Annotated in this window: 15 protein-coding genes and 1 pseudogene; 9 read left to right on the top strand and 7 right to left on the bottom strand. The window is 42.4% G+C overall.

Annotated elements, in window-relative coordinates:
• Positions 1-76 precede the first annotated feature (76 nt).
• From ACO6S0_RS15790 to aat, 3 genes are read left to right on the top strand one after another with little or no spacing between them, the layout of a single operon-like run.
• Positions 77-454 carry a DUF3127 domain-containing protein gene (locus ACO6S0_RS15790; protein WP_420401087.1) on the top strand — a complete coding sequence of 126 codons (378 nt, stop codon included), beginning with the start codon at positions 77-79 and terminating at the stop codon, positions 452-454.
• A gap of 6 nt (positions 455-460) precedes the next feature.
• Positions 461-1,837, top strand: coding sequence for a short-chain fatty acid transporter (locus tag ACO6S0_RS15785; protein WP_422349277.1), 1,377 nt, complete (start codon positions 461-463; stop codon positions 1,835-1,837).
• 36 nt (positions 1,838-1,873) lie between these two features.
• Positions 1,874-2,536 carry a leucyl/phenylalanyl-tRNA--protein transferase gene (aat, locus tag ACO6S0_RS15780; RefSeq protein ID WP_422349276.1) on the top strand — a complete coding sequence of 221 codons (663 nt, stop codon included), beginning with the start codon at positions 1,874-1,876 and terminating at the stop codon, positions 2,534-2,536.
• Here aat and ACO6S0_RS15775 read toward each other — a convergent pair.
• From ACO6S0_RS15775 to ACO6S0_RS15750, 6 genes and pseudogenes are all read right to left on the bottom strand, one after another.
• Positions 2,525-3,214, bottom strand: a complete 690-nt coding sequence (locus tag ACO6S0_RS15775; RefSeq protein ID WP_422349275.1) for a DUF2490 domain-containing protein — start codon at positions 3,212-3,214, stop codon at positions 2,525-2,527. The two genes, aat and ACO6S0_RS15775, sit on opposite strands and share 12 nt — an antisense overlap.
• Entirely contained in the window at positions 3,195-3,779 is a 585-nt protein-coding gene (locus ACO6S0_RS15770; protein WP_422349274.1) for a hypothetical protein, read from the bottom strand. Before ACO6S0_RS15770 ends, ACO6S0_RS15775 begins: the two co-directional genes overlap by 20 nt.
• The gene (locus ACO6S0_RS15765; protein WP_422349273.1) at positions 3,766-4,329 is read right to left on the bottom strand and encodes a DNA-3-methyladenine glycosylase I; all 564 of its coding nucleotides are present in this window, start codon (positions 4,327-4,329) and stop codon (positions 3,766-3,768) included. Before ACO6S0_RS15765 ends, ACO6S0_RS15770 begins: the two co-directional genes overlap by 14 nt.
• An 88-nt stretch (positions 4,330-4,417) precedes the next feature.
• A pseudogene (locus ACO6S0_RS15760) lies at positions 4,418-4,847 on the bottom strand (sodium-dependent bicarbonate transport family permease); the annotation flags it as partial.
• 95 nt (positions 4,848-4,942) lie between these two features.
• Complete coding sequence (locus ACO6S0_RS15755; RefSeq protein ID WP_422349272.1) at positions 4,943-5,326, bottom strand: hypothetical protein; 384 nt, start codon at positions 5,324-5,326, stop codon at positions 4,943-4,945.
• A gap of 33 nt (positions 5,327-5,359) precedes the next feature.
• The gene (locus tag ACO6S0_RS15750) at positions 5,360-5,701 is read right to left on the bottom strand and encodes a hypothetical protein (RefSeq protein WP_422349271.1); all 342 of its coding nucleotides are present in this window, start codon (positions 5,699-5,701) and stop codon (positions 5,360-5,362) included.
• A 144-nt stretch (positions 5,702-5,845) separates the two neighbouring features.
• Here ACO6S0_RS15750 and ACO6S0_RS15745 point away from each other — a divergent pair, with 144 nt between their 5' ends.
• The 6 genes from ACO6S0_RS15745 to ACO6S0_RS15720 all read left to right on the top strand — a co-directional run bounded on the left by ACO6S0_RS15745 (position 5,846) and on the right by ACO6S0_RS15720 (position 12,611).
• Complete coding sequence (locus ACO6S0_RS15745) at positions 5,846-6,526, top strand: TetR/AcrR family transcriptional regulator (RefSeq protein WP_422349270.1); 681 nt, start codon at positions 5,846-5,848, stop codon at positions 6,524-6,526.
• Positions 6,523-8,190 carry a peptidase domain-containing ABC transporter gene (locus tag ACO6S0_RS15740; RefSeq protein ID WP_422349269.1) on the top strand — a complete coding sequence of 556 codons (1,668 nt, stop codon included), beginning with the start codon at positions 6,523-6,525 and terminating at the stop codon, positions 8,188-8,190. Before ACO6S0_RS15745 ends, ACO6S0_RS15740 begins: the two co-directional genes overlap by 4 nt.
• Positions 8,191-8,194: 4 nt before the next feature.
• Positions 8,195-9,544: an HlyD family secretion protein gene (locus ACO6S0_RS15735; protein ID WP_422349268.1), complete on the top strand. Its 1,350-nt coding sequence runs from the start codon at positions 8,195-8,197 to the stop codon at positions 9,542-9,544.
• Positions 9,531-10,943 (top strand): TolC family protein, encoded by a 1,413-nt coding sequence (locus ACO6S0_RS15730; protein ID WP_422349267.1) that lies wholly within the window; start codon positions 9,531-9,533, stop codon positions 10,941-10,943. The genes ACO6S0_RS15735 and ACO6S0_RS15730 overlap by 14 nt, the downstream gene beginning before the upstream one ends.
• Before the next feature lie 9 nt (positions 10,944-10,952).
• Positions 10,953-11,852, top strand: a complete 900-nt coding sequence (locus ACO6S0_RS15725; protein WP_422349266.1) for a YitT family protein — start codon at positions 10,953-10,955, stop codon at positions 11,850-11,852.
• A 126-nt stretch (positions 11,853-11,978) separates the two neighbouring features.
• Positions 11,979-12,611: a thioredoxin family protein gene (locus ACO6S0_RS15720; protein WP_422349265.1), complete on the top strand. Its 633-nt coding sequence runs from the start codon at positions 11,979-11,981 to the stop codon at positions 12,609-12,611.
• Here the strand turns inward: ACO6S0_RS15720 and ACO6S0_RS15715 are convergent.
• Entirely contained in the window at positions 12,594-13,265 is a 672-nt protein-coding gene (locus ACO6S0_RS15715; RefSeq protein ID WP_422349264.1) for a hypothetical protein, read from the bottom strand. The two genes, ACO6S0_RS15720 and ACO6S0_RS15715, sit on opposite strands and share 18 nt — an antisense overlap.
• Positions 13,266-13,300 lie beyond the last annotated feature (35 nt).

Here is a 13,300-nt window from a genome sequence, read left to right as displayed (position 1 = left end):
TGATAGTTCGGTATGCTTGGTCGTTTTTATTGGAAGGCATTTTATGTATTTTTGGGGCTTATTGAAAATAGCATATATGGAAGTTCAGGGTAGAATAAAAATGATTGATGAAACCAAAACCTACGGTAATAACGGTTTTAGGAAAAGAGAAATTGTAATAACCACGGAAGAACAATATCCGCAGCATATTTTGGTGGAATTTGTACAGGATAAATGCGATTTACTGAACAACTATAGTGTTGGACAGCAAGTAAAGATCAGTATCAACCTAAGAGGAAGGGAATGGGTAAATCCCCAGGGAGAGACCAAATATTTTAATTCCATTCAAGGGTGGCGTATAGAAAACTTGGAAGCTGCCCAACCTTCTGCCGATATGCCGCCGGTACCACCCATGGAGGCTTTTGAACCTGCTGATGACCTAAACGAGGAAGATCACGACGATTTGCCATTCTAAACCATTTTGGCACTTACCCAGGTAATAGAGCGCATTTTTAGACGGTATTTACCGTCGCCGTTCACCATTGCCATTCTATTGACCATGCTTACCATGGTCCTGGCCTTTTGTTTCACGGAGAACCGTTCAGAGGAGAGCCACATAGTGGCTATTCTATCCTATTGGGAAGACGGTGTTTGGAACAATGGGCTTTTGGTTTTTGCATACCAAATGATGCTCATTTTGGTTTTGGGCCACGTGCTGGTGCTGAGTAAACCTATGGGGCGCCTCATCCTTCGAATTACTAAACTTGTAACTTCTACTTCCAATGCCGCAGTTCTGGTGGCTCTTCCTACCATGTTGGTTGCTTTTTTTAACTGGGGGCTTGGGCTCATTTTTGGGGCCATTTTGGCAAGAAAAGTGGGTGAGTACGCCCAGGCCAACAACATCCCGATAAATTATCCTTTGGTCGGGGCCGCAGGCTATGCTGGATTAATGATTTGGCATGGGGGCATTAGTGGATCTGCTCCTATAAAAGTATCCGAAGCTGGGCATCTTAGGGAACTGATGCAAAATGTTTCGAACAGTTCACTTTTTGACCAGTTGCCAGAATTGATTTCGACCTCAAGTACAGTTTTTAGTCCCTGGAACCTTGCCCTGTTTGTCTTGGTGGTTACCGCCATAACCTTGACCGTTCGTTATCTAGGAAAAAAAGCCAAACCTACCGTCATGAACCTGAAGGAATATAAGTTTCAGTCCATTCAAAAGGAGAATTTGGAAGGGGCAGAAAAGTTGGACTATTCCAAAATAGCAGCTTCTATTTTTGGGGTTTTGATTTTACTGACCTTCTTGATTCAATACCTTCCGGCCCTTAGAATACTGAACATTACCCCTAATATGCTCAACTTTTTCATGCTGGGATTGGCCATAATTTTACATGGAAGTTTCAAGAGTTTTTTAAATGCGATTGAAGAAGCCATTGGGGATACTGCTGGAATCCTGATACAGTTTCCCCTGTATTTTGGAATTATGGGTATTATGGCCAACAGTGGAATGATCAATGGGATTTCCGACTTTTTTGTATCTATTAGTACAGAAACAACACTTCCCATCTTTACCTTTCTCAGTGCTGGCCTGGTCAATATTTTTGTGCCAAGCGGAGGAGGTCAATGGGCTGTGCAGGGGCCATTGGTTTTGGAGTCCGCCCTGCAATTGGGTGTACCCCTGCCCAAAGCCATAATGGCTCTGGCCTATGGAGATCAGGTGACCAATATGCTACAACCCTTTTGGGCACTACCTCTATTGGGAATTACCAAGTTGAAGGCCAAGGAGATTCTTCCCTATACCCTAATTTTCATGTTGGTAGGGTCCCTAATCTATATTGCAGGACTTTTGATCTGGTAAACTTTTCATTAAATTTATAGAAAACTGCTTTGGAAAATGGAAAAGGATGGAATCAACATCCCATTACACTTTTTGGGTGATCAATTGGAATTTCCGCCTGTGGAGGTGGCCAGTTCTGATGGTCTTTTGGCTGTTGGAGGGGATTTGTCACCGGAGCGTCTTTTGTTGGCCTATAAAAATGGCATATTTCCATGGTTCAATGAAGATGCGCTGATTCTTTGGTGGAGCCCTGACCCAAGAATGGTACTCTTCCCCCAAAAGATAAAAGTGTCCAAGAGTATGCGCAAGGTCATGCGAAACCAACAATTTTCCTTAACACAGAACCAATGTTTTGAACAGGTCTTGGATTGTTGTGCCCAAGTGGAACGAAAGGACCAGGAAGGAACTTGGATTACCCCAAATATGAAGTCGGCATACATGGAACTATTTCAAAGAGGTATTGCCCGATCTATGGAAGTTTGGCAGCAAAACACCCTTGTAGGCGGGCTATACGGCGTGGATTTGGGTCATGTGTTCTGTGGCGAAAGCATGTTCAGCCTAACTTCCAACGCTTCCAAATTTGCCTTTGTAAAATTGGCAGAGGAATGTCTAGTAAAAAACTACAGACTTATTGATTGCCAAGTGCATACACCCCATTTGGAAAGCCTTGGAGCAGAGCTCATTTCCAGATCGGATTTTATGACCCACCTAAAGGGATAATTGAACGCCCGTGAGCAGGAATAAGATATGGTCCGGTTTTGTAGCCGTATAGTTTTCAGCTCTATACTGCGTGCCCATTAGAAGTTTAAGCCCTTTATCAAATTTCCAACCCAATTGACTTGTGACGCGGGCATCATATTCCGGGGAAGAACTTTTGGCAAAACTGGCCAGACCTTCTAAACTGACAACTAGAAAAGGCTCTCCTAAATTCAATTTTTCACCCTTTAAAGGAAAGTCAACCGCAAATCGATAGCGGAAACGATGAATGGTCATTAATTTGGTGATTCGCTGTTCTGATCGGAAACGATGTCCAAAACGAACCACTAAAGGCTTTTGGGTAAAATTAAATTGTTGCATTAGTCTGAGTTCGTTGGGATTTTGCTCGAATAGATCCCTATAACGATACTGGATACCAAGGGCAATACTTTGATTATCACTGAGCTCCAATTTGGAAAAATGTACCAAATCCAAATGTCTGCCCCTAAACCCAGATTCGCCTTCGTCCACAAAATAAATACGGTGTGCCAAGGAGAGATTATGTGAATAAGTTCCCGAAACCTTATAATTGACAGCCATTTGGGGCTGCCAGAATCCAGTGAACTCCCCTTGCCCCCAAGATAGCAAGGGCAATAGACAAAGCACCAATCCAATAGGCCATTTAGTAGAGGATATGGTCATAGTTGGATGTGAATGATTGACGTAACTTTAGCAGTGTTCCTTCTGAATTGAACAAAGCTTCATAAGTCTTGAATTGTTGCTTGTCCTTGGCTGCAAAAACCAACTCGTAATTGATGTAGGATAAAATCAAATTCTGAAAAGCCTGTTGCATTACTTCTTTGGAATCCCGATCCTTGCTGGGATACTGTTGTTGTATTTTTTTGATTCTGAATTTTTTGAACCTGGAAGTCAACTGATTGGTCATATGGTTCCAACTGTCCTCTGGGATATCCCCTTTTTGGATGATAAACTCAACATCTTCCAAAAGTCCTTGTTCATTGAATTCTATGCTGTAGTGGAGTTTTCGGTTTTTAAATTTTACCTCATAGCTTCTTTTGGTGCTATCCTGCTCGTGATAAAACCGGACTCTTTTTGCATCTTCTAGATAAGGGGAAACCAATTCAAGCGCATTGGACGGAAATTGTGCTCTTGGAATCCTGGTTTCTTGCTCATACTTACCCTGGGCCGACAGCTTTACGGCCGCGGCCAAGAAAATAGCAAGCAAAATAAATCTAGACCTCTTCATATCTAAAACAGCCCATCTCGTGATCGTTGACCATTCCTGTGGCCTGCATAAATGCGTAAATTACCGTGCTTCCCACAAATTTGAATCCCCGCTTTTTCAAATCCTTGCTTATGGCGTCGGAAAGGGGGGTCGTAGCCGGGCAATCTTTGTAGTTATCCCATTTGTTTTTGATGGCTTTCCCATCCACAAATCCCCAAATGTAGGTGCTAAAGCTTCCAAATTCCTTCTGAATGTCCATAAAGGCTCTTGCATTGGACACCGTTGCGTGGACTTTCAACTTGTTTCTGATGATTCCGGAATCGGCCAAGAGTGCATCAATTTTGTCCTGGTTATACTGGACAATTTGTTCGTAATCAAATTGGTCAAAAGCTTTTCTGAAGTTTTCCCGTTTTCGCAAAACGGTAATCCAGCTTAGTCCGGCCTGAAAGGTTTCCAATACCAAAAACTCAAAAAGTGTAGGGTCATCCTTTACTGGAGTCCCCCATTCCTGATCGTGGTAGGCTTCGTACAGTGTGTCACCTTCGCACCAACCACATCGATGTTTAGCCATAAATAGGTTTTTGTTTAAAGATAGGGGAAATTGAATTTTTTATGGAAAGTAAGCTGGGGTAAAACAAGATTTATTTCGCCAGTGGATTTTAAAACAATTGGATAACGAAAAGATATAGGGGCATGCCCAATGTGATGTTAAAGGGAAGGGTCAAGGCCAGGGCCATAGGAACATAAAGACTTGGGTTGGCCCTTGGAGCAGCAATCCACATAGCCGCGGGTACCGCTATGTAGGAAGCACTGGCAGCAAGGATGGCAAATAAAAATCGATTACCAACACTTTCCGTGATGAATTGACTGGATCATGCAACCACACAGCTATTAACAATGGGGAGTCCAATAGAGAAAATCAATGCTAAACCATCCCTTGTTTAGAAAGGAGGTCAATTTTTTACCACTGGTGATTCCCATATCCAGAAGGAGTACGGCCAAAAATCCTATGAAAATATCGGTGGTAAATGGTTTTATCCCTTCGGCTTGATGTTCATTGGCCAAGAAACCTATGGCCAAACCGCCCATCGATCAGCCGATGGACGAATTTGACTTGTCCTCAATCCCATCTGAACTGGATTTGGACCACAATGTCTGCCACTTTTTCATCATAGGATAACCCTTTATCGTACAATAGCCGCTTTACTCTTTTCAGGAATCATCTTTAATTCTCCTGAAGCTACGGCCTTGTCAAAGTCAGCGGTCATGGTTTTGTAGATTCTAAAAAACTTCTTGCCGTCTTTGCGCTTAAAAGTGACCTTGGGCTCCTTACCATTAAAAATTTCGGTAATGGTAACGGTGGTTTTGTTTAAGGTTGACAAATCTGCAATACCTCCTCTTTTGATGATAAAGTTCTTGCGTGGAACATCCACAAATTTATAGTGGCTGCCCGAAGGATTTCCCAGAATTATCTCATCACCAATTTCAATTTGGTCCACATACCGTTCTTGAGCTTGCATACCTAAGCAAACCAATGCGAAGGCCAAAGTGTAAATAAATCGTTTCATATCAGTCAGGTTTACAATTAGTTCTTAGTTGTGCTAACGTACCAAAATAGCTTTAATGGTAGGTTTAAAGCCGTAAAAATTTCTGCCGTCTTCCCGCCGTAAAACCACTTGAACACTCCCGTCAGCCATGGTTTCCATTTGATCTACGGTTACTCGATGTCCGTGGAAATTGAGCTGTAGGCCAAATCCCGACGAAGAATTTAAGGAATTCTCCACAAGCACCATTTTGGAATAAGGGATTTCCAACAGCTTTCCATGTTCAAAATCCCCACGACTTTCATTGAAGTGCATTACCTGCATACTAAATTGGTTTTGCTGTGCACTGGCAGCATAACCAAAAAGAAGCAGGCTTATTAAAGGTAATAATCTTTTCATAGCAATTTATTTCCCATTTTTTCAAGCTAAAGATAGAATTAATCGCTTGAAAAACATAAACACTATTGTTAAAGAGTGTTAAACTATTATAATTTAATAGTATTACTTTTATTTTTGAGACCAATATCAAATAATGCAAAGCTTATGGAGCGGTTAATGCAATCAATTAAAATAGGAATCAACGAGAAAATCTATCTAAAAGACCCTGAATCTTCGGATTTGGGGAAAAGAATCGTGGAGCAGAGTATTTTGATGATTCATGAAATGGGATTTGAAAGTTTCACCTTTCGAAAACTGGGAGAGCAGATTCAATCCAATGAAAGCTCAGTTTACCGGTATTTTGAGAACAAACATAAATTACTGCTCTATTTGGCTTCCTGGTATTGGGGCTGGTTGGAATATAAAATGGTCTTTGCCACCAATGGCATACCCAACCCTACGGAGAAATTAAGAAGGGCTATTGAAATCCTAACACAAACCGTAAAAGAGGATGTTAACTTTTCACATGTCAATGAAGTACTGCTCAATAAGATTGTGATCAATGAATATTCAAAATCCTATTTGACCAAGGAAGTAGATCAGGAAAACAAGGAGGGTTATTTTGTTATTTACAAACGGTTGGTCCAGCGCTTACATGAAATGATTATCACAGTGGACAAGGATTATCCTTACCCCTCAAGTTTGGCCAGCACCATTTTGGAGGGGTCATTGCACCAGTATTTCTTGAAAGAGCATTTTCCCAATCTTACTGATTGTGATGACACTGTTACCCCTACCCAATATTTTACCAATATTGTGTTCCGTACTTTAACACCAAAGGTATGACAGAAAAAGTTCTAACCGCATGGCAACGCTTAATGGGGTTGCTGGCATTGGATAAAAAGGACATACTCCAAGTTTTTTATTACGCCATTTTTGCCGGGGTGGTCAACCTATCACTTCCGTTGGGGATACAGGCAATTATCAATTTGATTCAAGGAGCGCAGGTGAGCACCTCATGGATTGTCCTGGTGATCTTGGTCACTTTGGGTGTAGCTTTTGCAGGTACGCTGCAGTTGATGCAGATGCGCATTATAGAGAACGTCCAACAAAAGATATTTACCCGTTCCTCTTTTGAATTTGCTTACAGATTCCCCAAAATTAAGATGAACGAGCTCCGGAATTACTATCCGCCAGAGTTGGCCAATCGTTTTTTTGACACCCTTACAGTCCAAAAGGGATTGTCCAAAATTCTAATCGATTTTCCAGCGGCCCTGCTGCAGATTGTATTTGGCTTATTGTTGCTTTCGTTCTACCACCCGTTTTTTATTCTCTATGGTCTGCTTTTGGTGTTGCTGATCTATGTGGTCTTTAAATTTACGGCGCAACGGGGGCTAGATACTAGTCTGGATGAATCAAAAAATAAGTACAAAGTAGCCCACTGGATTCAGGAAATTGCCCGATCCTTGGTCAGTTTTAAACTTTCAGGGAAAACCAGTCACGCAGTAGACAAGAACGATACTTTGGTAGCAGATTACTTGGATGCCAGGGAAGGACATTTTAGGGTATTGGTCCTTCAGTTTATCCAAATGATAGGATTTAAGGTGTTGGTTACCGCAGGATTACTGTTGATAGGAGGACTACTCGTACTGAACCAAGAAATGAATATAGGGCAATTTGTTGCTGCTGAGATCATCATCATTTTGGTGATCAGTTCGGTAGAAAAAATGATCTTGGGTCTGGAGACCTTTTACGATTTGTTGACCTCTTTGGAAAAATTGGGGCAGGTTGTGGACAAGGAATTGGAGCCCCAAACTGGTGAGAAACCTTTTAGCGAAGATGAGGGCTTTGTTTTGGAATTGGATGAAGTGTCTTATTATGTTCCGGAAAGAGACAAAAAGATTGTGGACAATGTTTCTATGACCATCACCCCGTCCTGCACCATTTTACTTCAGGGATCCAGTGGATCGGGAAAGTCGACATTACTACGCCTGATTGCCGGTATTTTGGAACCTGACGAGGGAAAGGTTTTTGTAAACAATGTGGCCTTACAGGGAATAAATCTCAATTATTATCGATCACATTTGGGACAGTCCCTCAGTGAAGAAAGCCCATTTGAAGGCACATTGCTGAATAATATCACGTTCGGGGATTCGTCCATAAGCAGGGATGATGTGTATTGGGCTCTTGAAAATACAGGCTTAACAGAGTTTGTCAAGGAGCAGCCCCAAGGATTGAACACCATCATTTATCCGGAAGGGAGGCAGATTCCCTATGCCATTTCCAAAAAGATTGTTTTGGCCCGAAGCATAGTTGGAAAACCAAAGCTATTGGTACTCAAAGACCCTTTGGACCAATTTGGAGAAGAAGAGGCGGAAAGAATCATGGATTTCTTAACGAATCCAGAGAATGGATGGGCCTTGGTTATTGTAAGTGAAAATCCAAAATGGACACGGCGATGCGGCAGAATCATCACCATGGAAAAAGGAAAATTGATAAACGAAAGATAGAAGCATGCTAAATATATCACCCAACAAATTGAATGAAAAAGTGGATTTGAGTGGTTATAAGGCTGCCCAAAAAGTCTTTGGAAGAAGGCACAACAAGCATTTTAACCGCTTGCTCGCAGTGTTCTCCCTAATAACCCTGATTGTGATGTTCCTGCCTTGGACACAGACCATATCAGGAAAGGGATATTTAACCACCTTAAAACCAGATCAACGTCCGCAAACCATTCAATCGCCCATACCTGGCCGTATTGAGAAATGGTATGTTAGGGAAGGGGATTTTGTGGAAAAAGGAGACACCATACTCCATATTTCTGAGGTCAAGAGCGAGTATTTTGATCCTAATTTGGTCGCCAGAACAGGCAAGCAGATCAAGGCAAAGTCCATGGCCGTTACATCCTATCAAGAGAAAGTTAAGGCCCTGAACCAACAAATTGCGGCCCTTACCACCGAGCGTCAATTAAAGTTGAAACAGGCTCAAAACAAACTGTTGCAATCCCGGCTAAAAGTGCAGAGCGATAGTATAGATCTCGAGGCGGCCAAAACCAATATTGCCATTGCTGAGCGTCAGTACAACCGAATAGCCGAGCTGGAAAAGGAGGGCCTAAAAGCCTTGACCGATGTGGAGGAAAAAAGGTTGAAGTTGCAGGAGACCCAGGCCAAGCTGATTTCCCAAGAAAATAAGCTTTTGACCAGTAAGAATGAGGTCATCAACACCCAAGTCGAGGTCAATAGGGTGCAAGCGGAGTACACGGACAAAATTTCCAAGGCAAGGAGCGATATGCTCACTGCCCAATCCAATCAGTTTGATTCCGAAGCGCAGGTGACCAAACTGGAAAATCAGTACACCAATTATGAAATCCGTAACAGTATGATGTACATAAAGGCACCACAAAGCGGATTCATCAATAAGGCCCTGCAATCAGGAATTGGAGAGACCTTTAAGGAAGGAGACCGATTGGTGGGCATTATGCCGGCTCAATATGACATGGCCGTAGAGACCTATGTGGAGCCTATTGATCTTCCCTTGATCCATATAGGGGAAAAGGTTCGTATCCAGTTTGATGGTTGGCCTGCCATCGTTTTCAATGGTTGGCCCAATGTTTCTTTTGGAACCTTCGGAGGCAAGATTGTGGCCATCGAGACTTTCATCAGTGAAAATGGGAAATACAGGGTGCTTTTGGCTCCGGACCTAGAGGAAGGGGAATGGCCAGAGGCCCTACGAGTTGGCTCTGGAGCCAATACCATTGCCCTTTTGAACGACGTGCCCATTTGGTTCGAAGTGTGGAGGCAGCTCAATGGATTCCCACCCAATTATTATCAACCGCAAAACAAAATGGCCGATGCTAATAAATAACATTCCTGGATTTTATTTGTGGATTTGCCTGTTTTTCACTCTTGGGGTCCAAGCCCAAGATTATAATCCCGTGCTCGATTTTCGGGAGTATCTGGGGTATGTAAAAAAGTACCATCCCATTGCCAAACAAGCCCAGCTGAACATTGCTATTGGTGAGGCCAATTTAATGCGTGCAAGAGGCGGTTTTGATCCCAAAATAGAAGTGGATTACGATAAAAAGGAATTCAAGGGCACGGAATATTGGGATCGTTTGAATACCACTTTCAAGATTCCAACCTGGTTTGGAATTGAGCTTAAAGGAAATTTTGAGCAAAACCAGGGCAGTTTTATCAATCCCGATGAAACCTTGCCCATGGACGGACTGTATAGTGCTGGGGTATCCATGTCTTTGGGACAGGGATTTTGGATCAATGATCGAATGGCCACCCTGCGCAAGGCCAAGTTCTTTAGGGAGCAATCCAAAGCCGACCAAGATCTTCAGGTGAATGGGATTTTGTATAAGGCCTCCTTGGCATATTTCGATTGGTTAAGGGCCTATTTGGACTACAATGTTTATGATGATTTCGTAAGAAACGCCGATGTGCGATTGGATGGTATTAAACGTCGTGCTATGGCCGGAGATATGGCCATAGTTGACACCGTTGAAGCCAAAATTGGCCTTCAAAATCGGGTTTTGGGCAGGGAACAGGCCAAGGTAAAGCTTATGAAAGCTTCCCTGGCATTATCCAATTTTCTGTGGATCAATGATGTTCCTGTTGAACTGCAGCCCGAAGTAATTCCGGACGTTCAGGTAGCCTCAAAGATTGATGCCACATTACAAATTGCCGGTCAGGGATTGGATAGTTTGATCTTGGAAAACCATCCCAAGCTGCGTTCACTTGAATTCAAAATTGATGGAATGGAAGTGGATAAGCGTTTGAAGGCTAACAAATTGTTGCCTAAATTGGATGTGGAATACAATTTTTTGACGGAATCACCGGAACAGATCAATTCGTTTATCACAGATGATTTTAAAGGTGGTGTAACCTTTAGATTCCCACTCTTTCTAAGAAAGGAAAGAGGAGAATTGAAGCTTGCAAAATTCAAGTTAAGGGATGTGCAATTTGAGCGGGACAATGCCCAAGTGGAGCTATTGAACAAGATTACCGCGTTATATCAAGAACTGGACTCTTACGTGTTGCAGAATCAACTCATAGTTGACATAGTTGCCAATTACGGTAGTTTACTTAACGCCGAGGAAAGAAAGTTCTCGGTCGGGGAAAGTTCCGTATTCTTGATCAATTCAAGGGAAAGCAAACTGATTGACGCACAGCTAAAGCAAAATGAACTACAGAATAAGTTCTTTTATGTTAAAGCAAAGCTCTTTAAAAGTTTGGCCATCAACCCTATTGAGTTATAAATTTTAGTCATGGCAGGTAAAAAAAGCATATTGGCGGTACAGGGAACCAAAGGAGACTCCAAACGACTATTGAAGGATACATTCTTCATTTTGATGGGGATTTTTGCCGCAGCTTTTGGCCTGGAAAGTTTCCTTTTGCCCAATGTTTTTATAGATGGGGGGGTAACAGGGATTTCACTGTTGGTTTCAGAAGTGACCGCTGCACCTTTGTGGATACTGATTGTCCTAATTAACCTGCCTTTTATTTTTATGGGGTACAAGGTCATTGGTAAACAATTCGCTTTAAAGACTGCGGTGGCCATTTTGGGGTTGGCACTTACCTTGGTTTTGATTCAATTTCCAGAGGTTACACAGGATAAACTATTGGTGGCGGTTTTTGGCGGATTCTTCCTTGGGGCGGGAATTGGCCTGTCTATCAGAGGGGGAAGCGTTTTGGATGGCACGGAGGTCCTGGCCATTTTTTTGAGTAGAAAATGGGGTGTTAAAATTGGGGATATCATCATTCTGGTCAACGTCATCATCTTTCTTGCTGCTGCATATTTGCTCTCCATTGAAGCGGCACTGTATTCCATGCTTACCTACTTGGCTGCCTCCAAAACCCTGGATTTTGTAGTGGAAGGAATTGAAGAATATACTGGGGTCACCATCATATCAAAACAAAGTGAGGAGATCCGCAAAATGATTGTGGAGAAAATGGGCCGTGGTCTCACCATTTATGAAGCCAAGGGCGGGTATGGGAGCCAGGGAGAGCAAAATGAGTACAACGTGATTTATACAGTGATCACTCGATTGGAGATTCGAAAATTACATAACGAGATCGATAAGATTGACAACTCGGCCTTTGTGGTAATGAACAGCATAAATGATACCCGTGGAGGTATGGTCAAAAAGCGATTCCTCGATTCTTAGTAATACCAAAATGGTTGCCTTTCTTTTGGATTGAACAAGTTTGTAAGTTTTTAGTCCATTTTCCAACCAATGACAAATATCAGATTTTTAGTCTCTTATGGGGACTATTTTTGAAGCAAAAAAGGAATGGAAGTAGCAGAAGCAAAAATACAGAAGAACCCGTTGGAACTTATCCAAGAAGGAATTTCAAAGGGCATGGAATATGGGGAGTACCGCAGTATGGTGGAGCAATTGGCAAAAAATGGACAAACCACAGGGCCAGAGCAGTTGGAATCCCTAATCAATTATACCGAACTCAATGACCGCCGAATGAAGCGGTGGGATAAGACCATCAAAATATCAGAGGAAGCGCAGCAGCGGATCGCAAAAGTGAAGTCCAAACTTGTTTTTTTGGTTTTGAGTGAAAGCTGGTGTGGGGATGCTGCACCCAGTTTACCTGTAATGAACAAGATTGCGGAGCTAAATCCGAACATCGAGTTTAAAGTTGTGCTTCGGGATGAGAACCTTGATTTAATGAATCAATTCCTGACCAATGGCTCACAATCCATTCCCAAGCTTATTGTTTTGGATAAGGAGGCTGATGCAATAATTGGGGAATGGGGCCCTAGACCTAGCATCGCAACCCAAATGGTGGAGGACTTCAAAAAAGAACACGGAACATTAACATCCGAATTCAAGCAAAATCTTCAGGTTTGGTACAACAAGGATAAAGGGCAAAACACCTTAAGCGATTTGTTGGATTTACTTCCCTTGGAATAGATAAGTAATTGTTCCAATCTGTAAATTCTTGGAATCTGGGCTAAACCGCGCCTTTAGCGCATAGGTAATGGCATTTTCAATGAGGCAGTAGTTGTTTGTGCCAGAACTACTATCATTAAAATCAGCTTCGGTAACGTAGCCGTTACTATCCACTTTTATATTGATAACCACCTTTCCTCCTTCAATACAGGTGTAAATGGGCGGAGGAAGGGAATACGCATTTCGCTCAACCAATGAAAATGAAATTGAAGTGCGCCTATCCTTTAAGTAATTGGTGAATTCTTCCTTTTGAGCCTCTCTTTCTCCTAGAAGCTCCTTTTTTTCCTCCCGTTTTGCGGCCAATTCCTTCAACTGGTTGGCAAAATCGCTGTCCGCATCCGAAAATTCGCCCTCCTCACTGTTCAAGGCGCGCTCTTCCATGAGTTCTTCCAGGGTTTTTAGAGGCTCAGGATTACCTATGGTGGGTTTGGCCGTTTCATTAAAGGCCATATGGCTTTTTATGGGTTCGTTATTGGCCAATTCTTCCAAACGTTCCTCTTCCTCCTTCAACAACTCCTCAATATCTTCATCATCCAAACTCATTTCAATAACATATTCTTCCTCTTGCATCCCGCCCAAATGAATGTTGAAAAGCAACAAAACGATAATGGACATGGAGAAAAAAGTTATTAAAAATGATAACTGGTTTC

Source organism: Flagellimonas sp. (genome assembly GCF_965233845.1).
Lineage (GTDB): Bacteria > Bacteroidota > Bacteroidia > Flavobacteriales > Flavobacteriaceae > Flagellimonas.
This window is presented reverse-complemented; position numbering and strand designations above follow the sequence as displayed.

Bases quoted from the DNA above. Each gene is read 5' to 3' on its own strand.
- ACO6S0_RS15790 (WP_420401087.1), top strand. From the start codon at position 77: ATGGAAGTTCAGGGTAGAATAAAAATGATTGATGAAACCAAAACCTAC.
- aat (WP_422349276.1), top strand. From the start codon at position 1,874: ATGGAAAAGGATGGAATCAACATCCCATTACACTTTTTGGGTGATCAA.
- ACO6S0_RS15775 (WP_422349275.1), bottom strand. From the start codon at position 3,214: ATGACCATATCCTCTACTAAATGGCCTATTGGATTGGTGCTTTGTCTA.
- ACO6S0_RS15770 (WP_422349274.1), bottom strand. From the start codon at position 3,779: ATGAAGAGGTCTAGATTTATTTTGCTTGCTATTTTCTTGGCCGCGGCC.
- ACO6S0_RS15765 (WP_422349273.1), bottom strand. From the start codon at position 4,329: ATGGCTAAACATCGATGTGGTTGGTGCGAAGGTGACACACTGTACGAA.
- ACO6S0_RS15755 (WP_422349272.1), bottom strand. From the start codon at position 5,326: ATGAAACGATTTATTTACACTTTGGCCTTCGCATTGGTTTGCTTAGGT.
- ACO6S0_RS15750 (WP_422349271.1), bottom strand. From the start codon at position 5,701: ATGAAAAGATTATTACCTTTAATAAGCCTGCTTCTTTTTGGTTATGCT.
- ACO6S0_RS15745 (WP_422349270.1), top strand. From the start codon at position 5,846: ATGGAGCGGTTAATGCAATCAATTAAAATAGGAATCAACGAGAAAATC.
- ACO6S0_RS15740 (WP_422349269.1), top strand. From the start codon at position 6,523: ATGACAGAAAAAGTTCTAACCGCATGGCAACGCTTAATGGGGTTGCTG.
- ACO6S0_RS15735 (WP_422349268.1), top strand. From the start codon at position 8,195: ATGCTAAATATATCACCCAACAAATTGAATGAAAAAGTGGATTTGAGT.
- ACO6S0_RS15730 (WP_422349267.1), top strand. From the start codon at position 9,531: ATGCTAATAAATAACATTCCTGGATTTTATTTGTGGATTTGCCTGTTT.
- ACO6S0_RS15725 (WP_422349266.1), top strand. From the start codon at position 10,953: ATGGCAGGTAAAAAAAGCATATTGGCGGTACAGGGAACCAAAGGAGAC.
- ACO6S0_RS15720 (WP_422349265.1), top strand. From the start codon at position 11,979: ATGGAAGTAGCAGAAGCAAAAATACAGAAGAACCCGTTGGAACTTATC.
- ACO6S0_RS15715 (WP_422349264.1), bottom strand. From the start codon at position 13,265: ATGTCCATTATCGTTTTGTTGCTTTTCAACATTCATTTGGGCGGGATG.